The organism is Leptothoe sp. ISB3NOV94-8A (assembly GCF_043421595.1).
In the GTDB taxonomy this organism is placed as follows: Bacteria; Cyanobacteriota; Cyanobacteriia; order Phormidesmidales; family Phormidesmidaceae; genus Leptothoe; species Leptothoe turfae.
The window spans coordinates 2,737,594-2,763,801 of the sequence record NZ_JAXSQW010000001.1; the positions used below are offsets into that span (position 1 = coordinate 2,737,594).

At 48.1% G+C, this 26,208-nt stretch carries 21 protein-coding genes and 2 pseudogenes; 3 read left to right on the top strand and 20 right to left on the bottom strand.

Annotated features, from left to right (window positions below; translation table 11 throughout):
* Positions 1-98 precede the first annotated feature (98 nt).
* The 8 genes and pseudogenes from SPB21_RS11865 to SPB21_RS11900 form a co-directional block, all read right to left on the bottom strand.
* Positions 99-332, bottom strand: a complete 234-nt coding sequence (locus SPB21_RS11865; protein WP_499866645.1) for a hypothetical protein — start codon at positions 330-332, stop codon at positions 99-101.
* A gap of 21 nt (positions 333-353) precedes the next feature.
* On the bottom strand, positions 354-617 hold the full coding sequence (locus SPB21_RS11870; RefSeq protein WP_499868701.1) for a tRNase toxin domain-containing protein: 264 nt from the start codon (positions 615-617) through the stop codon (positions 354-356).
* A 460-nt stretch (positions 618-1,077) separates the two neighbouring features.
* Positions 1,078-1,881 carry a hypothetical protein gene (locus SPB21_RS11875; protein ID WP_499866646.1) on the bottom strand — a complete coding sequence of 268 codons (804 nt, stop codon included), beginning with the start codon at positions 1,879-1,881 and terminating at the stop codon, positions 1,078-1,080.
* Positions 1,882-1,903: 22 nt separating this feature from the next.
* Positions 1,904-2,779, bottom strand: a pseudogene (locus SPB21_RS11880) (RHS repeat-associated core domain-containing protein); the annotation flags it as partial.
* A gap of 138 nt (positions 2,780-2,917) precedes the next feature.
* Positions 2,918-3,367, bottom strand: coding sequence for a hypothetical protein (locus SPB21_RS11885; protein ID WP_163697318.1), 450 nt, complete (start codon positions 3,365-3,367; stop codon positions 2,918-2,920).
* Between the two features lie 4 nt (positions 3,368-3,371).
* Entirely contained in the window at positions 3,372-3,824 is a 453-nt protein-coding gene (locus SPB21_RS11890; RefSeq protein ID WP_163697316.1) for a hypothetical protein, read from the bottom strand.
* Positions 3,825-4,016: 192 nt separating this feature from the next.
* Positions 4,017-4,796 carry a hypothetical protein gene (locus tag SPB21_RS11895; protein ID WP_499866647.1) on the bottom strand — a complete coding sequence of 260 codons (780 nt, stop codon included), beginning with the start codon at positions 4,794-4,796 and terminating at the stop codon, positions 4,017-4,019.
* A 33-nt stretch (positions 4,797-4,829) separates the two neighbouring features.
* Positions 4,830-5,015, bottom strand: coding sequence for a hypothetical protein (locus SPB21_RS11900; RefSeq protein WP_499866648.1), 186 nt, complete (start codon positions 5,013-5,015; stop codon positions 4,830-4,832).
* 877 nt (positions 5,016-5,892) lie between these two features.
* Between SPB21_RS11900 and SPB21_RS11905 the strand changes: the two genes are divergently transcribed.
* Positions 5,893-6,090, top strand: a complete 198-nt coding sequence (locus SPB21_RS11905) for a hypothetical protein (RefSeq protein WP_499866650.1) — start codon at positions 5,893-5,895, stop codon at positions 6,088-6,090.
* Between the two features lie 29 nt (positions 6,091-6,119).
* Here the strand turns inward: SPB21_RS11905 and SPB21_RS11910 are convergent, their stop codons facing one another.
* From SPB21_RS11910 to SPB21_RS11945, 8 genes and pseudogenes are all read right to left on the bottom strand, one after another.
* The gene (locus SPB21_RS11910; RefSeq protein WP_163698492.1) at positions 6,120-6,353 is read right to left on the bottom strand and encodes a hypothetical protein; all 234 of its coding nucleotides are present in this window, start codon (positions 6,351-6,353) and stop codon (positions 6,120-6,122) included.
* Between the two features lie 435 nt (positions 6,354-6,788).
* Positions 6,789-8,063: an ISNCY family transposase gene (locus tag SPB21_RS11915; RefSeq protein ID WP_250564713.1), complete on the bottom strand. Its 1,275-nt coding sequence runs from the start codon at positions 8,061-8,063 to the stop codon at positions 6,789-6,791.
* 369 nt (positions 8,064-8,432) lie between these two features.
* A complete protein-coding gene (locus SPB21_RS11920) occupies positions 8,433-8,720 on the bottom strand; it encodes a hypothetical protein (RefSeq protein ID WP_499866651.1) in 288 nt (95 codons plus the stop codon).
* Positions 8,717-9,625, bottom strand: a pseudogene (locus SPB21_RS11925) (RHS repeat-associated core domain-containing protein); the annotation flags it as partial. The pseudogene SPB21_RS11925 and the gene SPB21_RS11920, both read right to left, overlap by 4 nt.
* Before the next feature lie 52 nt (positions 9,626-9,677).
* Positions 9,678-10,010 (bottom strand): DUF6572 domain-containing protein, encoded by a 333-nt coding sequence (locus tag SPB21_RS11930; RefSeq protein WP_163696766.1) that lies wholly within the window; start codon positions 10,008-10,010, stop codon positions 9,678-9,680.
* Between the two features lie 25 nt (positions 10,011-10,035).
* On the bottom strand, positions 10,036-10,662 hold the full coding sequence (locus tag SPB21_RS11935) for a hypothetical protein (RefSeq protein ID WP_499866652.1): 627 nt from the start codon (positions 10,660-10,662) through the stop codon (positions 10,036-10,038).
* Between the two features lie 115 nt (positions 10,663-10,777).
* On the bottom strand, positions 10,778-16,816 hold the full coding sequence (locus SPB21_RS11940) for an RHS repeat-associated core domain-containing protein (protein ID WP_499866653.1): 6,039 nt from the start codon (positions 16,814-16,816) through the stop codon (positions 10,778-10,780).
* Positions 16,817-17,510: 694 nt separating this feature from the next.
* The gene (locus SPB21_RS11945; protein ID WP_163671718.1) at positions 17,511-18,278 is read right to left on the bottom strand and encodes a proteasome-type protease; all 768 of its coding nucleotides are present in this window, start codon (positions 18,276-18,278) and stop codon (positions 17,511-17,513) included.
* A 469-nt stretch (positions 18,279-18,747) separates the two neighbouring features.
* Between SPB21_RS11945 and SPB21_RS11950 the strand changes: the two genes are divergently transcribed.
* Positions 18,748-19,845 (top strand): DICT sensory domain-containing protein, encoded by a 1,098-nt coding sequence (locus SPB21_RS11950; RefSeq protein ID WP_499866654.1) that lies wholly within the window; start codon positions 18,748-18,750, stop codon positions 19,843-19,845.
* A 79-nt stretch (positions 19,846-19,924) separates the two neighbouring features.
* Here SPB21_RS11950 and SPB21_RS11955 read toward each other — a convergent pair whose 3' ends face one another.
* Together SPB21_RS11955 and SPB21_RS11960 are read right to left on the bottom strand one after the other, a co-directional pair.
* The gene (locus SPB21_RS11955) at positions 19,925-21,019 is read right to left on the bottom strand and encodes an aromatic ring-hydroxylating dioxygenase subunit alpha (protein WP_250565024.1); all 1,095 of its coding nucleotides are present in this window, start codon (positions 21,017-21,019) and stop codon (positions 19,925-19,927) included.
* An 18-nt stretch (positions 21,020-21,037) separates the two neighbouring features.
* A complete protein-coding gene (locus tag SPB21_RS11960; RefSeq protein WP_163666222.1) occupies positions 21,038-22,996 on the bottom strand; it encodes an FAD-dependent oxidoreductase in 1,959 nt (652 codons plus the stop codon).
* Positions 22,997-23,373: 377 nt separating this feature from the next.
* Between SPB21_RS11960 and SPB21_RS11965 the strand changes: the two genes are divergently transcribed.
* On the top strand, positions 23,374-24,159 hold the full coding sequence (locus SPB21_RS11965) for an ABC transporter permease (protein WP_163666224.1): 786 nt from the start codon (positions 23,374-23,376) through the stop codon (positions 24,157-24,159).
* A gap of 124 nt (positions 24,160-24,283) precedes the next feature.
* Here SPB21_RS11965 and SPB21_RS11970 read toward each other — a convergent pair whose 3' ends face one another.
* Both SPB21_RS11970 and SPB21_RS11975 read right to left on the bottom strand, forming a co-directional pair.
* Entirely contained in the window at positions 24,284-24,973 is a 690-nt protein-coding gene (locus tag SPB21_RS11970) for a DUF8692 domain-containing protein (protein WP_499866656.1), read from the bottom strand.
* Positions 24,974-25,234: 261 nt separating this feature from the next.
* Entirely contained in the window at positions 25,235-26,143 is a 909-nt protein-coding gene (locus tag SPB21_RS11975) for an ABC transporter substrate-binding protein (RefSeq protein WP_499866657.1), read from the bottom strand.
* Between the last annotated feature and the right edge of the window lie 65 nt (positions 26,144-26,208).

The window sequence follows — 26,208 nt, forward strand, 5'->3', positions numbered from 1 at the left end:
GTCACAGCAGCGGGGCCATCGCCATCCGAGTCAACGCTCTGGCTGAAATGTTGGTGGGCGATGCCCACCCTACCAGGGTATCCACTATTCAGAGAGATTTAATCATTTTTCTCATACACTTCCTGTAGGCTTAATTTTGCCTGTTTCATGGCTGTATAAAATTCCTCAAAGTCGAGAGACCAAGGAATTCTTTCAGGGTGTTCATAGATCTCAATTTCTAAAGTTCCTGATTCAATATTGACTTCTGCAATTTGAAGTGAATCATCTAACATTATGTCCGCAACCAAATATTCTCTATCAGGAGGACTTGAAATTGAAACATTAAGCACCACTTTAAATTTCCTTATTTTAATTCAACTACTCTTTGAAGAACAGAAAATCACCTGCCTCATTAAAAACCACATTGTGCCAGGATCCGTCAAAATTTCATTTAGTTGATCTTGTGCTGTTTGGTTGATTTTAGATGGATTCCCTTTTGGAGCAGGAAACTTACTATTGCCAGCCCTCTTACCTTGTCCATGTTTATTTAAAGACCCTTCTGCTTTAGTAAAATTGGGACGCCTAGGATCCGTTACTTTTCTTGCATTCGATAATTCATCTATGGATCTTGCGTTTATTCCTCCCGTGCCTCCTACGGGGAGATTGGGAGTATTGTTTAGCCCTGGATTACCTTGAGATCGTAGCGGAGCCGCAGGATTAAGGTAATCGACTGTCCCAGTTGGAAGTCTGCCTCCACGGGGCAGTGCCGGAAAAGGTTCATCGCACTACCTGGCTGTTGCTTGGAAATAGTGCGTTAGTCACGCTCCCTACCTGGCTGTATTTTCCGGCTTTAGTTTTGTTGCAACGCTGTCTCCAAGCTCACAGGCATTTCGTGAGCGTCTATTGGCAGCAGGCAAGCGCAAAGCAAGTGTTAGGAGCACTGATGCATAAGCCTATCAGAGCCATTTATGGGGTACTCAAATCTGGAAAACCCTTTGCCCCCAATCAACTTTTGCCAGCTACTTGACAACTAGGATTTAGAACAGTGTCTACTACTGTCTGCTAAACGTGCACACCTTATCCAGCTACACTTGCTATCTATGGTTGTTCTATACGTTCTTCTAAAATATTCTTCAAAGCTCTTATGGCTCTCGCGATATCCTCAAAAGTTATTACTATCAAACAACCCATATAGGACTTTCTCGATAGCTTTTTAAGCTTATGCGGGAGAAACATAAAGTTCATTAGGAGTTCACGAGAACCTAACAAATGTGAAAAGAAATCATCTGCAAATTGCACTTTTACAAAATAAAGAGCATTATAACCATATATAGTGTGAATCATTTCTACATTTATATCATGCTCTAAAATAGCACTGAAGAAATCTATCAAGTGTTCTACTTCACGATTAAAGTCTGAACTTTTACCTATAAGAACTCTGTGAGAGTCTACATAATAGAGCCTTTTATCTCCTACAGGCGAGATTCTAAACGAAAAATATAACTCATCTGAGTCTAAAGCTGATGAACTTAAATTCAGGGAGGCTATAATTTCCTCCGTAATCATGAATGGCCAAGATTTATGTAAGGTTTGCTTAGTCTTCTGATGAGTACTTTTGTAAACTTGCTCAATTTTTTGCATGAGTTTGTCAGCAGAGTACTTTTCTAAATGTTTTCCTTCTCTCTTTGGGAGCCACTCATAGTCACTTAGAAACACATTCAGAAGGGATAGAATAAACTGAATCTCATTTTGAGATTCTAATTGATTTCCAGTTGAAACCTCAATCTTCATTTCGTCGAGCGAAAATCCCGTTCGCCCTAGAAAATCTTCCTTTATAGAAGACTCTTTCATTACACTTTGAATGTCTTCTAAAAGCTCAAGTTCTTGCCTTGATAATTTCATTTTCTTGCCTGCCTTAATTATTCTAATTCAAGTTTAAGTGAAATGAATTAATACCCTGGCCCCACATCTTGGAAGCCATCGCGAATAAAATACTTTGGGCCTCAGCTTCAGAAGTCTTAGGAAAAGCGGTTGAAGGACTACTAGAACTATTAGGATGCTCGATCACAATTATACGTTCTACTCCACTCCAATATCCAGTAGCATCATCTCTTACTCGGTCATTAGCTATTAAATCAGGAAAGTTGATGGTGCTATCTACTGACTCTGCTAGCTGACTTTCAGAGTTAATGCCTATATTTCTGAAATCTGCACCATTATGTCTTTCCCATGAATGCTGAGCCACTCCCTCAGCCCATTCACTTGCATTAAACACAAAATCTGTTGGATCAACTGAATCTAATCCACTTCCAAAAGGAGGTAATGAAAATGACCCAAGATCTTGAATCTCTTCACCAAAGCCACCAGGGTACAGATCTTCGAGATTGACGGGTGGCGTCTGTAAGATTTCATCCCAATCGACTTTTGGCAGAGGCAGATTGTCCCAGATGGGTCGGTTGGGGTCGAAGTCGGGATTGTAGCCGCCAGTGGCAGTTTCTAGACACCACTGAGCAAAGTCTTCAAGGGCCTCGCGGGTCTCTTCTGATTGCAGTTGGTTATTGAGAAGGACGCCTTCTGTCACTAGCGCGAGTACAGCGCCTACGACTATGAGAGGAACAAAGGTGGCTTCCCCGCTGGGGTCGGTGTAGTTGGTGGGACTATTGAAGACGTAACGATAGAGGTTGGCATCGCCTGCGTCAAAGCCCAGCGGGTTTTCTGAGATAAAGCGATCTACCGTCGGGTCGTAGTAGCGTGCCCGGTAGTACATCAATCCCGTCGCTTCATCCCGCTCTCTGCCGGTGTAGCTAAAGTGGAGGAATGTTGGTGGGCAATGCCCACCCTACCTGCTTGACAAGTAGGATTTAGAACAGTATCTACCTGCTGGCTGCCGATTTCTGGGTCAAATGGTGAATTTATTCCGAATTAAATCTAATGCAAGCTAAATACTCTTAAGAACAGATAATAAATCACAAACAATTCCCCTCCATAAATATTGATATTGTTCTATGGTTATCTTCTCGGTATGAGTAACTAAATTAATGATATCTAATTTAGGGCAATAGCTATATGTCACCGTTACATTTGAGTTATCTATCTTTGCTTGAATTTCTAAAACTCCATCGTTTAGATAACAAAAATGTTCGAAGCTGTGTGTTCCCTTTATAAGGTTATCTTTCAATGAAAGATAACCTTCAACCAAAAACTCAGCATCACATTCAACAGAAAGTGGAATTATATCTGCAATCTTGGCTATTGGCTTCCCAGATATTTCGATATGTTTGTAGTTTTTCCTTAATAGCTCATTCATTAGCCCATGTGGATTTAGTTCTCCTAATGTTCCAAGAGAATTTATTTCATAACTTACATGAAGACTAATCTTTTTTGTCATAAGATTATTTCATTGGTGCAGGTCTATTATATGCAGGATGTTCTGATCCTATTGGAAATGTATGAATTGATCCATCCCTTCTCAGAATGACTACAGCTTTATGAGCTGAATCAGATATATATTTTTCACTTGTTGGAAGATTACTAGGTGGGTAATCATTATAAGCTCTAATAACCATTCCATCTCCTGGTGCAATCGGCACGGAAAAAGCTTGGCCAACTCTCATTTTAGATGTATCAAGACTACTGACAGCGCGTTCACCTGCCTCGCTTGATAACCATCTTCCTTGTGGCTTTCTATCTCCTCTTGCTCTTGCTATGACGTCGCTAATTGGTCTATCTGGTCCATGTGGACCCACTGTAATATCTTCAAGAGAGGGTTGTGGCAGAGAAGAACCAAAAATAAAGTCTCTAGGATCTATCTGTGGTATAGGGAATGGATTTGTTGCTTCTCCCAATATGTCTGATAAATCTTCCTGTGGTCCTTCCCCAAAGCCACCAGGGTACAGATCTTCGAGATTGCCGGGTGGCGTCCGTAAGATTTCACCCCAATCGACTTGCGGCAGAGGCAGATTGTCCCAGATGGGTCGGTTGGGGTCGAAGTCGGGGATGATTGGGAGACTTGGCGGGCTGTGCCTACCCTACGCTTGCTAGGAGTGGAGATAGACATCATTATATGCATTTTTGAAACCTCTGATTTTTTCTAAAGCATGAGTTGATGTCACTTTGATGTAGGCTAGGTCAACACCTAAACTTTTGATTTTTGTTATTTCTTGAGACGAGTTGAATTTCTCTATTGATTCGAAGATTTTCTTGAATATAAGGTAGTATCTATCCTCGATTTTTCCATGACTGATTTGAGTGTGTAGTACGTTATTTGGGGTGGTAGCACTTTCAAGAAATGTAAAAGTTGATGGGACAGTAACGACCCAAGGTGACATACCATCCAGGCGTTGAGTATCTAGAATTTGCGACTCATTCGGCCTCGGACCACCTCCGTATCTTTCATGTGCAGAAATTCCTAACATTAAAACTGCATCCAAAGTCGGTAAGTATTGGCTAAATGTCGAATTTGAATTGACGACAGAAATTTTTGAGAGTCGACTAAAAGCATCTGTCCATATCCTATAAGTTTCTTGATCCTTATTAAGGATTATGATGTGTAAACACACGTTTCTTCTCCTACCGTATGGAATACGTAACTCATCATGAATCATGTATGGATCAAGGCGTAGCAATGAATAGTTAAGAATGACATAGGTTGGACTGCCTCTATCCACACCATTATCTACAAATATTCCAGGGCCTGCCAGAAATTCTGTTTGAAGTCCAGTTTCAACAATTATAAGGAGTCCTCCATTCCAAAAACTGCTATTCACCTCTTGGTGAGGATAGTCTATTGCACCTTCAGCGCCCTCGCTTACCGCCACTAGCCGCTGGTGATGGTCCGACTCATAGGTGGTTCACAGTGCCATCGCTACTGCGAGTATGACAATGCGATCGCCCTCATTGTCATATTCGTAATTAAAGACGCCATCAGTGGTGAGCTGATTATTGGTCCCCGTCTGATATCCCGCATTGGTGCGGTTACCGTTGGCATCATAGGTATAAGCTTCATTGTCCTGGGCCGTATAGTCTGCCCCGGTCAACTGGTCCCGGTCATCTAAACCATCAAGAACGCACCCTGTGCTTGTTGACTACATTCTCTGTTGTTTTCAGACTTTATCTTTTGCTCTTAAAAAGGAGCAACAACAACCTCAGAAGCGACGAAAAGAATCGAGTCTCTATCAGAGCAGATACAAACCCTGTGCAGGCAAATCCTCCTGTCGATACATAGATAACGAACCACATTTGTTCAGGATTGGCATCACGAAAGAAAATAACTAGAGCTAGGAGTCCAGCAACAAAACCTGCAAAACCAGATATTAGAATATATGCTAACGTAATATAAATATTCAGCATGTTGTTGCTCACCTAGCTCTTTGGGATTATCTCATTTTGGGATTCATAGATCTCCTTCTGGAGGAGATGAGAGATTTAGCATCGGACTGCTGTTAGAGATTACTGGCCCTAAGACTGGAGCGAGTGGTAGAAGTCGAGGGTTGTATCTTGGAGTAATACTATTGCTGCTTGGGTAGAAGTAGGAGCCAGAAGAGCGAGGAAAGCTTTCAGGTACATCTAATCTAATCCATTGTAAGGGAGCCGATAGTCTGCTCTAGGTGTCAAGTGGCTGCCTCTGGATCGAATTGCTCTGGATCTGAGGCTCGTGCTAACAGCTGACAAACTCTCTTCTGCAATTGATGCGATGCCACCAAACAAAGCTCCCAAACCAGCATCGAGTAATACGCCATCGTTTAAGCATCTGTCGTAGAAGGCATTTCTTGCAACTCTTGTGGACGCTCCAACAGCAGCACTTCCTAGTGTGTTGATTCCTACGCGTGTTCCTGCTGCTCGCAAGCCTTGCATTCCTAAAGTTTTCGTAGCTACACTAGCAAAAGACCCAACTCCACATCAGGAGGGAGATTTATGAAGGCTGAGTATGATTTTTCTAAGGCGGAACGGGGAAAGTTCTACCCACCTAGTGCGACGTTTAAGTCGCCTATCTATCTAGATGAGGACGTGCAGGTTTTTGTAAAGAAAATGGCAGATAAAAAGGGGATTGACCTCAATGATGTGGTCAATGAGGTCTTGAGAAGAGAAATGACTCTATCTAAGCAAAATTGATAGTGATAATCTGCTCTTGAGAGACATTTCTAATCACTTGGTGCGCTCAGTTCCATTCGAGTACTAATTTGACCATTCTTCGTTTTCTCAATGCATTCTATCCACTCGCTCCAAACAGCAGGATCTGCTGGATCTCCATCTTCTAGAGTGCTCATATCGCCTAGCAATCCCCCTAAATCATCAGACTGAGTTCTATCATATAGCTTGACTAAGAAAGCATACATTGCTGTATAAGCTTCTCTCTCACTCAACAAAACTTCCATACTTATTTGCCTCCTTGAGGTCGTGTACTTCGATTGAGCCCTGTTTGAGAATTAAATGATCTGGGTGTTACATTTACCCCTCCTTCATTAATGACACCGTTACGAGTCCTAACCCATACTTGTCTGCCATCAGGTAGATTTTTAGCGGGCCAAGTATTCCCAAACCTATCTGCCCCGAGGGTCGTTGACGGATCATTTGCTACGTCCTTTTCCAAATCTTATTCAGCTGTAACCCTACTTAAAAACGGACACCCTGGTAGAGATTTCCCTACCAGGGTGTTCTTCGATATCGGGAGTAGCTAGTCAGATTCTCTTATCAAACAGCAGGAGAAGCTCGATGAATTACAACTTCAATCAGCAATTCCAAATTCCAATGTACGGACAGGAGTGGTATGTAAGAGAGACTCCTGTTGAGGATGTCAGTCACGATGAGAATCAAGAGGTATTTCGAAAGGGACCCGTCGGCTTGGTATCATCGAGCATGAACTCAATCAATGCGTTCCAACTCTCAAACCAGAGGTACTTGGTCAAGGCGACAATATCTTGAAAAAAGCCTTTTCGGGTACCTCGAATCTGTCGAATTCGTTGATAGCGTTCGTCTACATATCCCAAGATGGTATGAAACAGGAATGCTAACAGATTTAGGGTCAATAAGAACGAGGCTAGATGCTGTTGCCCATGGCCAAAATTGTGCTCTAAATGATAGCCCTTCGTTTTGAGGACATTGTGGTTTTCGTTTTCAGTTTTCCAACGACTGCGAGCCGCCTCAACTACAGCAATGACCTGCTGCGGGGTATTGAGCTCTAGTGGAGTGATCCAACTGTTGTGATAGAGTCGCTTGCCGTCTCGTTGTCGAGTGACGGTGACCTCACACCAATTCAGTACCCGGTCCGACGGGGTGCCACCTAATGGAACATCGGTTAAATATCGGTACCGATAGTGGACGTTCTCCTTACCCTGAGTTCGCGTTTTCTCGATGGTTTTGACCTGACCCTTGGCCGCATTGAACTCAATCCAATCGTAGAGCACTGGATGCGACTCCGGTAAACACACGAAGATGAAACTCATTCCCTGAGCTAGGACTGTTTCACACATCGGTAGACGACTGTATAGATCATCGCCGAGCAAAATCACATCTCGCTGAGCGAACATCTGTCCATGAGTCGCTATCCAACGCTTAGCTGCAGCCTGCTCACAATCTTGCTTCTCATGACCATCTTGAGGATAAATAAATTCAGGGGACAACGAAATCACCGATGATTGGCTCGGCGACACCACCACTGGCAAGATAGCTTTATGACTGTAGGTGACCTGGCCATTGCGATGCGTCTGGATTGAACAACACGGACAACTTACCTCATGCGAACTGTAGTATTGGGTTCCATCTAGGGTGACCAATAGATGCTTGCCAAGTACCTCAAACCCACGCAGATATCCCTGTTTCTCTAAATCCTGATAATTCAAGATGAACACACCCGATAGCCCCCTCGCAGGAAGCGGGTCGAGAATATTACGAATTTGTTCGACACTCGGAATGTTGGTCAAGCCAAATAGACTCTGGGCATTGTCTTGACCATGACGGCTTTGCAACTGTCGTTGGTACTCTAAGAATGACGGGCTTTGCATGAAAAACGCACTAAATGCTCCTAAGACCGCATCTTGAAGGCTATAACGAGTCGCGTTACTAGGCTGACGTCCATCCTTCATCATTCCTATGCATGAGGTCAGACTTCCGAGCACACTGTCGAATCCGAGCACACTTGAGACCATGACGACTATCTTGCCAAGGGCAAGACCCATTCGAATGAATTGACTGTATCGGATAGGGGCACGCTGTGCACAACTCGATTGCTAGCTCCAGGACACAGACACCTGTTCTTAAGTCGGAATTTGGAATTGCTGAACTTCAATAGTTGAGATAAAACGGGGCTGAAGCTTATAAAAGTATTGATGAACAATGCCTGCTGAGGCTAGAAGAGAGTATTGATTATGGGATGGAGAGGGTTGAAAGTGGTGCAATGATATCGCACCTACCTGACTTTATTTATACTGCTTGGGATAAAGGCATATAGCACGTAACTATGTAGGCTTTTTTTTTCCTAACAATTTCACTAGAGAAGAGAGCCAAACAAAGCCATAGCCAATTGGCTCTTCTTCACCTGCAACTATCTTTTCGAGATTTTTCCAGTCACTTGACAACTCTCCTAAACTAAATTCTTTGGGCTGTTCGTAGGGATTATATCTATTATCATCTACGATTTCCCAATAGAAATCTTCATCCAATTCGATTGAATCTATACCCAGTTCTTTCAAGTGATTGAATAAGACTTCAGTACACTGTTGTAGCGAATCTATGCTTATTTTCATTGTTCGTCTCCTGACTCTATGATGTCCATGATACCTTTGGTGAAAGCATTTATTTCGGCTTCTAGATGTCTAATTCTACCCTCGATGATTTTTTGCCTGACTACATCATTTGGTGCGTTTTTGAGGATTTTTTTATTGTCAAATGCCTCAGGGTTGGCTTTATATGCTTCTAATTTTTCTTCGTGCTCTCGTAGACGTTTACTTAATGAACGAACCGATCTCTGTTGTGGTTTGGATAAATTTTCTAAGTATTCCTCCAAGTTATTAGGCAGATCAGAAGAGCTATCAAAGATAAAATCTCTCAAGTCTAATTGAGGGGTGGGAGAAGTGTCTCGAGTTCGTCTCAATATATCGGATAAATCATCTAAATCAACTTCCGGCTGCGGTCCTTCCCCAAAGCCCCCAGGGTACAGATCTTCCGGATTGACGGGTGGCGTCTGCAAGATTTCACCCCAATCGACTTGTGGCAGAGGCAAATTGTCCCAGATGGGTCGGTTGGGGTCGAAGTCGGGATTGTAGCCACTGGTGACAGTTTCCAGACACCACTGAGCGAAGTCTTCAAGGGCCTCGCGGGTCTCTTCTGATTGCAGTTGGTTATTGAGATTGACTGCCCCTAGCGCGATTGCAGCGCCGCCTACGGCTTTAATGACTTTGACGCTGCCTACGGCTTTAATGGCTTTGACGCTGCCTACGGCTTTAATGGCTTTGACGCCGTCTACGGCTGCTAGAGTAACAAGGGCAACTTCCCCGCTGGGGTCGGTGTAGTTGGTGGGACTATTGAAGACATAACGATAAAAATTCGCATCACCCGCATCAAAGCCCAGCGGGTCTTCTGAGATAAAGCGTCCCACCGTCGGGTCGTAGTAGCGCGCCCGGTAGTACATCAATCCCGTCGCGTCATCACGCTCTCTGCCGCTTGGGCTACACTGTACCGGCTCTTATGGCTTTGCAGATACCTTATTCACGCACCAAAGCCATTTTGAACTCAAAGTCATAACCGACCTCATCCAAAAAAATCTTTAATTTTTCCATAAACTCTCGACCCTCTTTAGGCAGGCTGTATTGTGCAAGTACTTGTATTACAGGGCGAAAGCTACTTGCCTCAGGATAGGACTCATATATCTGGCCACTTTCAATAAATCCCAAATATGCATTAACTTTATCTTGCAAGATTAGGAGATGAGATTTTACATCGTTCCAATCTAAGTCATCAATGATTGCCAACTCGATCCTTCCTATCTCTTTATTGACACCTATTAAGTCTACCTCGTCCAAGTTTTGAATAGACACTATAAACTCCCAGAATACAGATTCATCAGCAACTAAGAAGATTGACGATACAATCAAACGAACTTAAGTAAAAACCTTTATCCTGATTTAACATTCTCTCACGATATATCTGAACCAACTTTTCGTAGTTATGTCGGTTACAAAGCTTTGCAGCAATTATACCTCGTGAGCATCGTGCAAAATCCATTATCTGATGAATACACTCTCCAGAAGGATCGTTATTGAGTTCTGAGTCTACCTGAGACAAGGTTGCATAACTCTCATAGTATTTCAGCGCATCTTCCCAAAAATCATGAACAATCTGAATAGCTATATCTTGAACATTATCTTCTGATTTTAATATGTATTGATAAGAGGTTTCAGTCTTTTTCCATCGCCAAATTTCAGAAACGAGTGTAAGTGTATATTTCTTGTACTTTTCATCAAAGCCAGCGCATTGATGAAAAATGTCTTCTATATTATTGAACCTGACTCCAGTTGTTGGAGTAATCCTGATATTCCCTTGATCCTTATAAGATACTATCCAAAAAACAAAAGAAACATTTTGGTTTTGCTTTCTTATGAACCAATTCCGTGTCTTAACAAGATTAAAGCCAGCTTGCCCTAGTTCCGGTTTCATCTTTTCAAAAAGTAGCGTTTTAATTTTGCTCATTTGAGTCGACCACTTGAAATAACTGGAATATTTATTTTATGAGATATTCCAGTTATTTCAAAGTTTGAAAGAGTTCCCTCTAACATTCTATCCCATTCATTTGTTTGAATTTTCTTTAAGGGCGTATAATTTGAACTGTCGTAGGAGGGATTTGGGTGCCACCAGGAAAACCAGGTTTACCTTGCCCAACTACTACCCCCCCAGACTTTGCTATTTCAGGAAAAGCTTTCTTCTGATTTCTGGTTAGAGGTGCTGTTTGGGAGCTTTTAGCCTCTCCGAGAGTAATATTCCCGGTCTTTGTATCGCGGCCAATGAGATCAACCCTTGTTCTAGTTCCACTCGGGGCTTTAATTGTAACTTGCGTTTGAACTCCTACATTTGTTTTCTGGAACTCTTGTTTTGCCAGCGTTTCGAAAGCATTTCCTTGAGCTTTATTCTTGTTTAGTTGATTTAACTTGCTTTGCTTGTTCGCACTACTTGCACCTCCACTACCTGGAGTACCTTGAGATCGTAGCGGAGCCGCCGGATTAAGGTCATCGACTGCCCTGGTTGGCAGTCTGCCTCCACCTGGTAGTGCTGGGACTAGCTCATCCCCAGAACCTGCTAAAGCTCTGCCGATGTCATCACCGATACTGCCTGCTCCTCTGGCAACGTCATCAAGAAATTGTGGCAACTGTTGGGTAATTGATCGACCCAAGCCTTGTGCTAGACCTGGTGCAGCACCCACAGCTAGCCCCGCACCCAGTCGTTGCCAGAAATATTCATCGTCATAAAAATCATCACAGTCTGTGGGTGCCTGTACCGGCGGGGGCGGTACGAGCAAATTGACGACGGCCCCAATGGCAATGACACCCACAACCACAGGCACAACTGCGATTTCCCCACTGGGGTCGGTGTAGTTGGTGGGACTATTGAAGACATAACGATAAAGGTTGGCATCGCCCGCGTCAAAGCCCAGCGGGTCTTCCGAGAGGAACCGTCCCACCGCCGGGTCGTAGTACCGCGCCCGATAGTACATCAACCCCGTCGCGTCATCCCGCTCCCTGCCGGTGTAGCCAAAGCGGAAGTCGAAATCAGGATTCGTCTCACTCGTCACCTGCCCAAAACTGTCATAGACAATGCGATTGAGGATGTTGCCACTGTTGTCGATCACATCGCGGACACTGCCCTGATGATCCGTTAACGCCCAATGAACCGCTCCATCCGCCGTCTCCTCTGCTAAGATCTGGTCCACATTTGGCCCATGCAAATAACGATGGGTTTGGTTGCCCGCTTCATCAAAGACTAGGGCAATGTGGTCGCCATCATAGATAAAGTGCTCCGTGGTTGCAGCGGCAGGGCCGTCCCCATCTAGGTCAACCGACTGGCTGAGGCGACGGTCAAAGGCATCGTAGGTATAGGTGACGCGCTGAGTCACCGTAGCACCATCGCCCTCGCTTACCGCCACTAGCCGCTGACGATGGTCCCACTCATAGGTGGTTACCGTGCCATCACTAATGCGGGTCCGCCGAATGCGATTACCCTCATTGTCATACTCGTAATTAAACACCCCATCAGTGGTGAGCTGATTATTGGTCCCCGTCTGATAGCCCGCATTGGTGCGGTTGCCGTTGGCATCATAGGTATAAGCTTCATTGTCCTGGGCCGTATAGTCTGCCCCGGTTAACTGGTCCCGGTCATCATAGGTGTAGGTGGCCGTCCCGTCTGGCGAGATCAGGGTGGTCAGGCGATTGGCGGCGTCATAGCTGAGCTGATAGTCAGCAATGGTGGCAGCATCTGTGGCATGGGTAAGCTGACTCAGCCGTCCGCTACCGTCATAGCTGTAGCTAGTGCTGGCAACGGGGGTATTGCCATCGGCTCCCGCAAACCGTGCTAGGGAAGTCAACTCACTGGCAACGTTGTAGCCCATCTCGACCCGCTTGGGCTGCACCGCTGTGCCCCCCTGCTGCACCTGGGTCATGCGGTCCAGGGCATCGTAGGTATAATCCGTTGTACCGCTGAGGGTACCGGCAATTGTATCGGTGGTCTGGGTCCGGTTATCGACCGCATCATAGGTGTAGCCAAATACCACCTGGGGCACTGTCGGTGCCGTGGTGATGCTTTCTGAGGTGAGCCGGTCGAGGGCGTCAAAGCTATAGGTGTTAAGGCTCAACACCGTGTCGGTAAGCGCATCGGTATCTTGTACCTGGGTCAGTCGCCCTAGCTCGTCAAAGCCATAGCCCAAGGTGCGCTGCACGGCATCTGTCGCACTCAGCCATTGCTCACTGGTGCGACGGTCAAGATTGTCGTAGGTAAACTGTCGCGTTTGCCCGTTGCGATCGCTCATCTGCGTCAGGTTATCCATCGCGTCATAGCCATAGCTGCGGCTAAAGCCGAGAGCGTTGGTATCCTGGATCAGCCGGTTCAGCCCGTCATAGGCATAGGTCGTCTGGTTGGTCAGCGGATCCGTCACCGACACCAGATTATCCACCGCATCGTAGCCATACTGTGTGGCCTGCCCCAACGGGTCAATGATGGCAATCTGGCGATTGAGCGCATCGTACTGATACTGCGTTGTTTGGCCCAGGGCATCGCTGGTGGCGGTCAAGTTGCTCACCGCGTCATAGCTGTAGCGGGTCAGCGGCGCGATTTGTGCCCCCGCGCCATCGGGGTCAGGGTTCGTGGTTTGAATCAGGCGATTACGCCCGTCGTACTGAAACGTGGTAGTGCGCCCCAGGGGATCGATGAACGCCGTTTGGTTATTGGCCGCGTCGTAGGTGTAGCCAGTAACCGGAGCAGCCAACGGCCCAGCCCCATCGGGGTCAGGATCGGTGATCTGGGTCAGCCGGTTGCGAGCGTCGTACCCAAAATTGGTCACCCGCCCCAGGGCATCAGTCATCTGGGTCTGGTTGCCCACCAGGTCGTAGCCAAACTGGGTCACCGGTGCCGTCAGCGCCCCAGCCCCATCGGGATCTGGCTCCGTCACCTCCACCAGGCGGTTTAGTTCGTCATACTGGTAGGCCGTTGTCCGATTGCCAGGGCGGGTCAGCTGGGTTAGCAAATCGACCGCATTGTATTGGTAGTCGGTCACCAGGGCGGGCAGTGCTCCAGCCCCGTCGGGGTCGGCGGAGGTGGTGCGAATCAGGCGATCGCGGGCGTCGTACTCAAACTGGGTCGTCACACCCCGTGCGTTGGTCAGTGCGGTCAGGTTGTTGTCCAGGTCATAGGCGTACTGCGTCACGGGTGCGGCCAGTGGCCCGGTGCCGTCGGGGTCGGCCTCGGTCACCTGTGTCTGGCGATTGCGGGCATCGTAGGCATAGGTGGTGACATTGCCCCGTGCGTCGGTGAGCGTTGTCAGATTGCCGTCGGCATCGTAGCCAAAGTTGGTAATCGGTGATGTCAGCGGCCCGGCCCCATCGGGGTCGGCCTCGGTGATGCGCTCCAGGCGATTCATCGTGTCATAGGCATAGAGCGTTTCATGGCCCCGCCCATCTACCCGCCGCACCCGGTTGCCAGCGGCATCGTAGAAGTACTGGGTGCTCGTGGTGGTCAACGGTCCATCGCCATCGGGGTCGGCCTCCACCATTTCAATCAGGCGATTGCGCCCGTCGTACTCAAAGGTGGTGCGATTGCCCCGCGCATCGATAAAGGCGCTCTGGTTGCCAGCACTGTCATACTCATAGCGCTCAACCGCCTCGTCTGCGGTGCCTTGGGCCGTGGTAATTGTGGTGACCAGACCGCGTGCGTCATAGTCAAAATTGGTAATCCGCCCCAGGGCGTCCGTCACCGTATCCACCAGCCCGTCACCCAGGTAGGTCAGACTGGTGACCCGGTCGTCCGTGCCACCCACTTCGCCCACCACCTGACGAATCTCGATAATATTGCCCGTGGCATCCAGTTCATGCAGGGTCTGGCGGCCCAGTTCATCGGTGGCTTGAATCAGCTGATTAAACTGGGAATCAAAGACCTGCTGGCGGCCAGCGGCCCCAGAAAGACTATCGACAATCTGGTTAGGGTTACCCTGGTCATCGTAGGTAATGGTGGTGCGATCTCCCGTGCCATCCACCATGGCAGATACCCGGCCACAGCTACAGTCGCGCTCAAGGGTGAGCACGTTGCCCACCGCGTCGGTTTGATTCAGCAGATTGCCGGCCTTGTTTAGGGTAAAGACCTCCACATTTCCCCGGCCATCCGTCTGGGTCGCGGTGGGCGTAATAATTTCTGTGGCCGTGGGGGTAAATGCCAGGGGCGCAGTGGTGGGATCGATCGTTTGACTGGGTAGATACAGCCCCTTCACCTGAATTGGGTCAATGTCGATGACGCTGCCGTCCCGGCGTATCGAGCGGTCAACACGACCAAAGCCATCGTACTCAGTTGTTTCTCGATGGCCCCGCTGATCGACCTCTGCGGTCATGCGGAAGTTGTTGTCATACTCCCAGGTACGAACGGCGGCATCGGGGTCGGTGATGCTTTGCAGGTTGCCAGCGGGGTCGTAGGCTAGCTGGGTTTGTCGACCGGCGGGGTCGGTAATGGTCGTGACCCGACCCTCGGTATAGGTAAATGTTGTTTCTAGCCCCACCGCATCGCGCATGGTGGTGAGCTTGCCCTCGGTGTCATAGAGGTAGGTGAGGGTATTGCCATTGCGATCTTGCACGGTCGCCAGCTGATTGCGCGCGTTAAAGGTTGTCACCGTTTGATCTTTTAGGGTGCGACGAAACGTACCATCAGCAAGCCGCTCCAGCCGTGAATAGTCGCCCGCAGGAGACCCGTAGACGCCCCCGACCTCAGTCGGGGCCTGAAAAATCTGGTGGGTACCGTCTCCATCAATTAGCAGCACTGAATTGTCGGCATTGACCACAATTTCCTGCCAATCCCCCAGGCTCCAGCCATTGCCGAAAGGACTGCCCGCTCGGTTCACCACCGTAAAGGTGCCTGTGGTGGTGTGCCGCAGAGGGTCAAAGGTGCCCGCCGGGTCAAAGGTTTGAATGTCTCGCTCAACCTGATAGGTGTAGACCCCCGAAGCCTGATTTCGCAAATCGGCCTGGAGAGCTCCCTGCACCACCGCATTGTCTTGATCTGGCACACTCCAAAAGTTCTCCCCACCGGTTAAGCCAAACTGATCGCCCGTGTACCCTGGCAGAGCGATGGTTGTATCTCCGGCCTGGATACTCATTTTTGCAATCATCAACTGTGTCCCCGGCGCATCTTGCACGTTCTCATAGGCAAAATGCACAATGGGGCGAACGTCAGCGGCGGTAGAGTCATAGTGCAGGGTAAGGGCTCGGGCTCGGCCCTGGGATTGATAGGCCGTCAGGGTGTGGGTCTCTGTCAATGCCCCAGAGTGCATCTCAACTCTGGAATTGACGTCGACATCAAATTCAGCAGCACAGTTATTGCTTTGGTTAAAGCTGGTATCACCCAGCGGTGTAGCCCCTATGGGTTGCTCCAACCCCTGTAAATCAAACACAAAAATATTGTTGTTATAGTCTGATTCCCCAATATTTTGCGGCTGATTGACAGACAGTATTAAATACTGTTGATCGCCACTCAGCACCAATGTTTCTTCACGGAAAGCAGAGGTTGCGCCTGCGGCAATCGCCTGCTGATTGGTGTAGTAAGTGTCGTCAATATTCGGACCGCCAACCACGGGGATTGCAGTGTCTGTTGTAACATCTAAAGTTGGATCAGAAGAGAGCCAAAACCGATTGAAAAAACTGTTGGCCGCCACATCGGCACATTGAGTTCTCGTGCGGTTGTTGGTTACGGCCCAGCTCACCGTGACTGTCCCATCCGGATTACTACGCAGCTCTGCTTCGGGGGCGATTGTTAAATCTGGCACTCGAAAGATGCAACCGATGCCGATAAATGCACTCACGAGTGGATCGCTGTCTTCTCTCAATCCCGTCAGACTGTCTTGCTGCACTGTACTGCCATGGGCTGTGTGAGTTTCAGCGTCTAAAGAGACTTCAGACAGAACAGCGCTCTCCTCACCAAGCAAGGGTGCTGGTGCAAGATCAATGGGTGGCGGTGCGTCTACTGCAATCGCGCCTGCTGACTGGGAAGATCTTGGCAACACCGGACCCAATGGGGATTCAGATGTTGCCAAGTTGAGGTGACTGCCGTCTAGATGACTAGTCTCCAATAGAGAAGACTGATCATAGCTATGATCCACCATGAGATAACTTCCTAATTATGAGGTATAAAAAATCGTAGTTGTTGACGTGTCCCCGCCATTTTCCATAACCGAATGGAATCGGTTATTTACATTGCGATACTCTATTACCTGTTCAGTTGTTTTAGGGAACTTGCAAAAAATAGCCCACCCAGGCGTTTACCCTGTACGCGGCTCGTGTTCTCTCCAATTGGAGAGTTTGATGCATTCACATGCTAGTTCCACCTGTACCCGTTTTAATTAACTAACGGATAAGGTTCCAGGAAATAATGTGCTGACAACAACAGCTCCAGTGAGGAAATTGAGGAGTTGTCGTCAGGGTAACAAAGGAGCATCCATGGGGATATTTTGGGGATACTAGTATCCCCAAAATATCATTCCTTGTCTAATAGTGTTTTGGTAAACACCTATCCCTAATTACAGCAAGACGCCTGCAAAAACTAATCGAAGTTAGCCGATCTGCAAGACCAACGTTATTAAGCATTTTTCTCTTTAAAGTGCGTGCAAAAAAGTGCGTGTAAAAACGGTTCTTTATCCCCCCTGGTCAGAGCTGAGGAGATAAACAGGGAAACGGTGAACAATGTAGTAATTGCGTATGTTGAAATTATAGTACAACTACTCGACAATGTATCACTGTAGTTATCTATTGTTGTTACAGTCTCCATTGATCGCGTTATGGCCGGGCTTAGTTTTTAGGTTATTCAATGGAAAAGTCGGGCTCGGCATCGATGGAAACGCGATTCCATTCGGGGGTGGGCATATTATTGGTGGCTTCCCGCAGGGTGCCTTCCCAATATTTGCGAATCTTCGCTAAATAGGGGTCGCTGGACTGGAGCTGGACCCGATGACGTATTTCAAAGCTGTCGGCTTCGTACAGAACCATGTTGATGGGCGGACCGACGGAAATATTGGAGCGCATGGTGGAATCAATGGAAAGAAGGGCGCATTTTGCGATCGCATCCAACGACGACCCATGGGTTAACGCTCGATCCAAAATCGGCTTACCATATTTTGTCTCCCCAATCTGCAAAAACGGCGTTTCCGGTGTGGTTTTAATACAGTTACCCTGGCTATAGACCAGATAGATCTCCGGTGCTTCCCCTGGCAACTGCCCGCCCACCAAAAAATTACACTGAAACTTGATGCCATCCTGATCTAGCCAGGTGCGATCCTCATCTTGAATTTTACGAATTTCATACCCAATGTAGCGGGCCACTTCATACATGGTGGGGATAGTATGTAGCGAGTCCTTGGCCCCGTTTTTAATATCCTGACCCAACTGATGAATCACCGCCTGGGTAACCGACAAATTGCCAGACACACAGGCCACAATCACCCGCTCTCGCGGAATCGAGAAGTCAAACAACTTTTGGTAAGACGAAATATAATCCACACCAGCATTGGTGCGAGAATCAGCTGCTAATACTAATCCTTCTTTGACGGATATGCCTAAACAATAGGTCACTGATATCGACTCCTCTTTCATTTAGCAGCTGCACTGAATACAGATATGCACACACCAGGTCGTTTGTAAAATCTGATGCCTTGTCAAGATATCATGATGGTATTAAACCCAACCTTCTGGCATTCTGTCTGGTGTTAAGAATACTGGGTTGTTGGCTGGGGCAGTTTCCCCATGGGACAGCAAGCATGGAGCAGAAGGGGTAAATTAATGGTGAAAATAGGCGTCTATATTGAGAGATCTGCCGGAATGCCGGACATTCTATTTCGATACGTAACGAGATAATGTGCACGCTCCAACATCGCTTGATTTCTATAGTTTAATTAGTAAAAGCAACCACATCAATAAGCATTGATGAGAGTCAATGCTTATTGATGTGGTTGCTTAATTTAGCGTTATTTCGGGATCTGGCTTCCATGGGAATAGCAACGTTGTTGTTCTGTTATGGAATGCCAGTTAGGGCGTATTACACATGGGCATTTCTTTATTTCTCTCCATCGAAAATCAGTATGAATCGCTGCGACGAGTAAATAGCATTCCGGTTATGAATCTGATTAGTCATCAGATTGAAGATCAGGTAATTAACCATCAGATTACGGCTGATTTTTTTGCAGGGTTTCAGCGGTTTTCTCATTTTCCCGAGCAATTACGTCGCTATAGCCGCTTAGGGACCGTTTGTCGTCGAGTTTATGTTTTTGGCATTCCAGACTGTGAGCCCCCTGCAATTTCAGGTCTAGAATTTCTTGAATTGGCCCCAGCTTCATCGTTAGCTCAGGAATGGTTTTTATTGGTAAATACGCCTACTTTTTGGGCCACCCTGGTGGCTCGTGAGGTGGATGGGCAAGATCCGGTGACCAAGAGCCGGCGCTTTGATGCGGTCTGGTCCTACGATGTGGAGGTGGTGGAGCGTGTGGCTTTGCTGACTTCCCAGATGATGGAGCAACCGTACCAGCCGATCCGTGATCGAGACTATGCCCGGCAAAATTTCCATATTTCTGAAATGAACAGCAGTATGGTAAATCAGATAGAGGGCATTAATGAGCTGAGCCAACGACGGTGGTCGCGGTTGCAAACGTTGCAGGCTCTTTCGGCCATCTCTGCGCAACGGTTGATGCCGTTTCTAGAAGAATCGGCCAAGGTGTTGCTGGAGGTTTTTGGAGCAACGGGGGTTGCGATCGCATTCCAGGTGGATAACGATAGCTATAAAGTTGTTGTTGCAGCTGGAGAGGCCATGGGTAAAGGCTGGGGAGTACATCTTACCGATGGCATCTGTGGCAAGTCCATTCGAGAAAGCCGTCCCGTTCGTTATCAAGATATTAGCCACAGCCAACGGTTTGACTCACAGCTACCCACGGCCAAGTGTTTAATTGCGGCTCCAATTCATCACCATAAACAAAGTGGTGTGGTTGCCCTGGGACATCCGACACCTAATATGTGGGATGAAGAAGATTTGGATATGCTAGAAACAGCAGGCCGATTTATGGCTATCGGCATCAGACAGTTTGTCCGGCATGTCCAGTCAAAACTAAAATCTCAGCAGCAACAGCAACAGCAACAGGAAACCATGTAGCAGTCTTAAACAGACTCCTATGTAAGGGCGCACCGACATTCGTTCTTCAGGACATAGACACCTTATTCGAGCTTGGTTCCTACGATTGTTGGGCCTGATAATCAATCAGCTGTTGTACCTTAACAATCGTCTGGTTAAACTCTGGACCTTTGCGATGGGGCATGGCTTCAAAGGCGCGTTGCTCATCTTCCATCATGAGGACATCCTGCACCACCAGACCAGCCAGTAGGCCACGGGCTGCATTAAACAGACTATTTTTAACAAAGCGACGAAAGCCCATGGGTAGTTTATGTAACCGATGAAAGGCTCCTAGGGAAACAAAATGCACCAGATACGCCTTGGTTTGGGTTTCACTCACCGGGCAAAAGAGACAGTAAATCTTAAAATCGTTACCTAGAACCGATTGCCAGTGGGGATAGACATAGCTAACATCCAAATTGGTGGGGCGTAGCTTGCGCATGGCTGGGATAAACAGCTGGCCGACAGAATAAATCTTGTCGATCTTGTAATAACTCTCGGCGTCGTAATGGGCGTCTACCCGAGTTGGGCTGGTTTCAATGTCACGCAGTACTGGATTTGCCCAGGCCTGTAAATTATCATGCAGTCGTCCATGGTACATATCCATCAGATTCTCGATGAGAAATGAGAAATGGGACGGGGTGTCGATGGTGGTATAGGAGGCAATGTAATTAATGTGATCCCATTCAGGTAATCCCATGGGAGCTAAGGTGTCTGCCTGATCTGCGTCCCCTGGAAATAGCCAGATAAAGCCATCCTGTTCTTTGACTGGGTAGGTGCGTAGACGACAGCTGGGCAGCTTTTGTTTAGCGCTTAAGTAGGGCACCTCCACACAGGCTCCTGCGCCATTAAACTGCCAGCCATGGTAAACGCACTCCAGCTGATTGCCATGGACCTGACCGTGGCTCAGACGTACCTGCCGATGGGGGCAGCGGTCTTCTAACGCATGGATCACCTGGTTGCGATCTCGATACAGCACTATGGGCTGATGCCATAGCACCACTCCCAAGGGCTGATCAGTGAGTTCACTGCTTTGGGCCACCACATACCAATGGTTGAGGTTAATGGGGGCGCGGCGAATAGAGTCGATGGGCGGGGGAGATGGCGTAGAGACAGCCGGAGAGATCAAGGAAGCGGGGGAGGAGAGAGAGTCCATGGGTAATAGGAGCCTGATTTATACCTTAAATACACCTTCGGGATTGACCGACATGAGCGGACGGCGAGCACTGCCTTCCCTATGTAATACTTCATTGGCGGCGAGTAAGCCACTGCTGACGGCTCGTTCCATTAAACCGCAGGGAAATGGCATTTTAACCCAGTCGCCAGCAAACAGGAGGTTGGGAACAGCCGTGGCACTGCTGGGACGGTTGGGATAGCTGCCCGGTGGGAACCCGGCAAAGTTCTTTTGGTTGACCAGCTCCTGGTGCAAAATGTTGGCTCCTTCTAAGTCTGGAACAATCTCCCAAAGTTCTCTCTTAAAGGTGTCTAATAAAGCTTGCTGTGTGGGAAACTCTTTCTCTTTGTAGCAATAGGCATGCAGTTCTACAACGCTGCCGCCGGTCTCTGCCGCCCATTGGGTGTAGTCTCCTTGTACCTTATGGTAAAGGGTGATGCTATCGGTCAGATCATAGCCAGAAAGAGAGGTAAACCAGCTGTGCTCCCATTCAAAGTCACGGTCTAGCCAGAAACGCCCCACCGCAAAGGGATCGGCCACCTGTAGCTGACTAATCTGAGCCATCACCGTGGAATTGGGCTCTCCCTGGGAGAGGGCAAAGAGATTTTTGATGCCGGGAATATCGGCGGCAAAAATAAAGTAGTCGGCCTCCAAACTGTCGGCCAGACCCTCCGCATTTTTGACGGGGTTAGCGGCCATCAGTTGAATGCGATTGTTCTCTCGTTTGAGTACCTTAAACTGGGCTAAATTCTCTTGGGCCGGACCGCTCATTACCTGACCGTCACCAGCATAGGTGGCACCGTGGCAGGGACACACAAAGCCATCGCCGTTGGCCGCAACTTCTTTGTGGACACTACAGCCTTGGTGGGTACAGGTGAGCGATATGGCCTGATCGCTGTTGGCGTCGACAACAAAGAGTCGGTCGCCTGCGCCAAAATATTCGGTGGTATCGGTGCTGAGGAGAGGGTTGCGATCGCACCAAAAGGGTACCGGATTCACCGCGATGTTTCCTTTTTGGTAATCGACGCTAGCGATTTTGCCATCGGCCCAATTAATCTGGCTAACCGTTACCCCGGTGAGGATTTGACCACCATTGGTTTCAATGGCATGACTCAATGGATCCACCAGGCAACGACCCATGTCCTCACAGGTGCCATTAAAGGCCAAACCCTCGGGGTTGCCAAAAAAGTAGAAGTGGAAAAACTGCATCAGCTCCCCGGCGCTGAGCACATCCGGTGAATTCAGGCTAGACTTAGCAAAAGGTAGGAAATAGAGGTCGTATAAACCTTTAGGAAACTGTCCCTGGCCCCACTCCTCCACCGACAGATGGTCCAGGCGCTCATAGGTTTGGGGCATCCGAAAGCTAGTAATCTCCCGAAAGACTTCCAAATGTTTGAGCTTGGTGAGGTTGATACCCCATTTCAGCCGGTTTTCTGAGGAAACCGCCAGGTCCACAATGTTCCAGGGAAAAGCGGCATTACTGGGGTAAAACGCCTCAGGCTTGTAGCCATTTTTATAGAGGACGGCGTAAAAGTTGAGCGACTGAAAGTTGTCCTGAGCCTTGAGCTCATCCACCAGGCTAAACAGATTGTAATACTGGGGAAAGAAGCCATGAAACCCGTGTTCCATACGGAGTTCATGATCGCCAACTTGGATCGGCCAGCTGGCAATTTTACCCCCGAGTTGGGGAGAACGCTCTAGCAGGGTGACGGCCATGCCGCGCTTACTCAGCTCATAGGCAGTGGCTAAACCCGCTAAGCCGCCACCGACAATAATAGCTTTTGTGGCGCGCCCCACCGTTTGAGGTAAATCGAGGCGGTCAACTTGATGTAGCGTCGGTTGAGGTTTGGCAAAACGGGTGTAGCCTAGGGTGCCGCCAACGGCTCCAACGCCTAATAATTTAAGTGCACTCCGTCGTGAAATATCAGGGGTTTGCCAGGTCTCAGGGAATGGATTCATTAAAAAGGGAAATACTCGGTAATTGGTTATGGAAGACTAGTATTAGAGGGAAAATTTGTTAAAAGAGCTGAATCACAAACTGGATTAGCCGATTTTTGGTGATAGAGTCCCTAAACAGCTACGGATACATCAGCTCCTATGGATTGCCGATGAGTGCATTTAGTCTGATGAGTGCATTTAGTCTATTGACAGGTGAGCATGGTAATCAGCCTTTAAATAAATACCTATAAAACTACTGTTGGCATTGCTGCGTTTCGGAATATCAACTACAGACTGTTGGCTAAGCTTACAGATCTAGCGAAACCCTACCCAAACCTGATATAAATCATTTTCGGTACAAATCTTAAACCATAAAGCACTACAGCGGTGAACCATTTATGGCCTATCTGATGGCTCAAATTACCCGATATTGGCAGGAAATTCTGGCGGTCGCGCAGCGAATTTTGTTAGAGCTGGTGCGACGGCGACGCAGCCTGATTTTCTGGGCTATTTTCCCCACATTGTTGTTATTGCTAAATGGGGTCATTACGACAGAACGGGCTCAGTTAGATTTGGCTGATGCGTTGGAGGTCGTTGCTCCACCTACCCTAGTGGGGGCTGCTCTGTTTTTTAGTTGCCTGGGGGGAAGTGTTGCGACCGTTGTTGCGGAGCGCGAGCAAAATACCCTCAAACGGCTGTTTTTATCGCCACTGCGGGGAGTGTCTTATTTCTTGGGAATTGTTTTGGCCCACAGTGCCATTGGTGTAGGCCAGGCGTTGTTGGTGTTTGCGATCGCACTTACCCTGGGGGCCACCTTTCCCGGTTCCTGGCCCCTGGCGATGCTGATTATCCTGCTGAGCATTCTGGCCTATGTGGGGGTGGGCTTTATCCTTGGCACCCAGTTTGCTCGCCGCACTGAAGATGTCAACGCCCTAGTGGCTGCATTTGGTGTACCGTTACTGATTATGGGTGGAGCCTTTATGCCCACCTCGATTTTTCCCGACTCCCTTTTACAGCTAGCACGGTTTAATCCAATTTTTCACATGACGGAAGCCCTCACGCTGGTCATGGCTGCAGAACCGGCAAACGAACACATTGCCTTCCTTAGCATTTTTGCCCTGGCGATGGTGGTGGCTGGCTGGCTGGCCTATCGGCGGATGTTAAACCTTGAGCGTCAGCTATAAGCACTGGTGCCAGTTTTGAGTTTTGAATAATGGCAGTCTTTGGTATCAAAGCATGTGACGCCGGGAGTCCATGGCTGAATTTGCGGGAATTGTTATTAGACAGGTCTTTATGTACCACTGACACCTAGGCTGGATCAATGGCTAGGGGTTTTGCAGTTCTAAACGCCTGATACAGGCTGCCTACAAATACGGTGCATGCGGTCAGTTTACAAAATTCTTCAAGGACCCCAAGCGCAGTTTGCATAATCAAGCCCATATCCATACCCAGTAGGAAAGCTAGAATATCGGGTCGATTGGTCAACAGATCTAAAAAGACCATCGCGAAAAGAAAGGCAAAACCAGTCAGCAACAGCGGCAGCACATTTCTGTAGCGTTTCATCTCAGCACGATAGCGATAGACTAAGCCAGCGGCAGCCATACCGTATAGACCGACAATGACATCATCAATGCGGTCGGTAATCGCATTTTCCTCGATGCCTAAAATACCGTGGAGCCAGATATCGAACCGTTCGTGAATCTCCATATGCTCATCGGTGGCCAAAAAGACAAACCCCATAGCGATGATCAACCACACGAAGGCAGGGGAACGCCAACTCCAATTTTTTCTAGAGCGTCTGATATACACTCCCATGGATAGGAGGGCAATGGCTATCAGATACGCGGTTGATAGGGAGGTAATAAAACTCTCCTCATCAAAATAAGCGCGTACATTGCCTTTATTGATACCGGTCCATACCGCCAGCACAACCACCAGGGTGTTGATTGTTAAGAGAATTTTTAACAGCCACCCAGTATGGGATTTGTCCTTAGACAAGTCGGACGTGCTCGAGGATACAGAAAGTTTCACGTTAAGCTTGCGCTCCTACATCTGTCAGCATTGACAAACGGCAGCAAACAGTGAAGCAAGATCACATAGCCGCTGCGTTTGCCTGCTTTGGTAAGGATTAGTTTAACGCAAGGTTAACCAGTTTAATATTAGGTTAACAATCGGTGTGGCTAGATGTAGGTACACACTTACCCAGGGCTGCTACAGAGAATCAGCCCTACCAACCCCAAGTATGGAGGCTATGGAGCGTTAACCCAAGCTGTCGCACACCTGTTCAATACTTTGAACACTGCCTGGATTAATCAAGCCGTGGTAATTAAAGGGGTATACCTGATCTGACTGCACCGCTGTTAGCTGACTCCAGAATGGATCGGTTTTCAGTTGGGCAATCTCTTTGTCAAGTCCGCCGCCAGCATCAATAAACAATAGCTGCTGTGGGTTCAGTTCTAAGATCTTCTCTGGGGATAGGGTAATGTAGCCCTGAAATTCGCTTTGACCAGGCAAGTCAGCGGTCAGATTCTGAACATTAAACTGTTGTAGAAAGTCCCCAGCCCAGCTTTCACTTTTGGGGGATAACAACGGTTCTCGACTGGCGAGCACAATGGCTGTGGGGCCGCTAGCATCAGCCTTGGCCAGGCAAGCATCGTAGCGTTCCAGCAGCGCTGTAGGATCTGCATTCAGCTGGGTGGCTAAGCCCTGGGTCATTGCTTTAAGGCTATCCCACCCTTTAATGTCGACGGATAACACATTGATGTCTAGATCCGTAAGCCGCTCCAGGGTTCGGTCATGGAATCCGGTAGCGCCAATCACCAGGTCGGGTTTTAATGCCACAATTTTTTCCAGGTCGGGCTCGGTGCGACCGCTGCTCACGGTGGTTAATCCTTCAAAACGGGGATCGTTACTGAGCAACGGACTACCGGGAATGCCCACCAGGCTATCGGCGGCTAAGCTATGGACAATGTCGGCACTGATGGAGGTGAGGGCAACAATTGTTGGGATTGTTGGGGCGGTGGTTTCAGGAGAGGCGGTGGTCTCGGGGGTCGGGGTGTTGGATGGGGGGGAAGCGCTGGGGCCGCAGGAGGCAAGACCCATGAGGATGGGGGCGATCGCAAACACCCCCCATCGTCTCCACCGCTGTCCCATAGTTTTTTCGCTCATGTCTCTTCTCCTAATACACCAATGAATGATTGTTGCCTCAGGCAGCATGCCCAGGTACCTGGTAC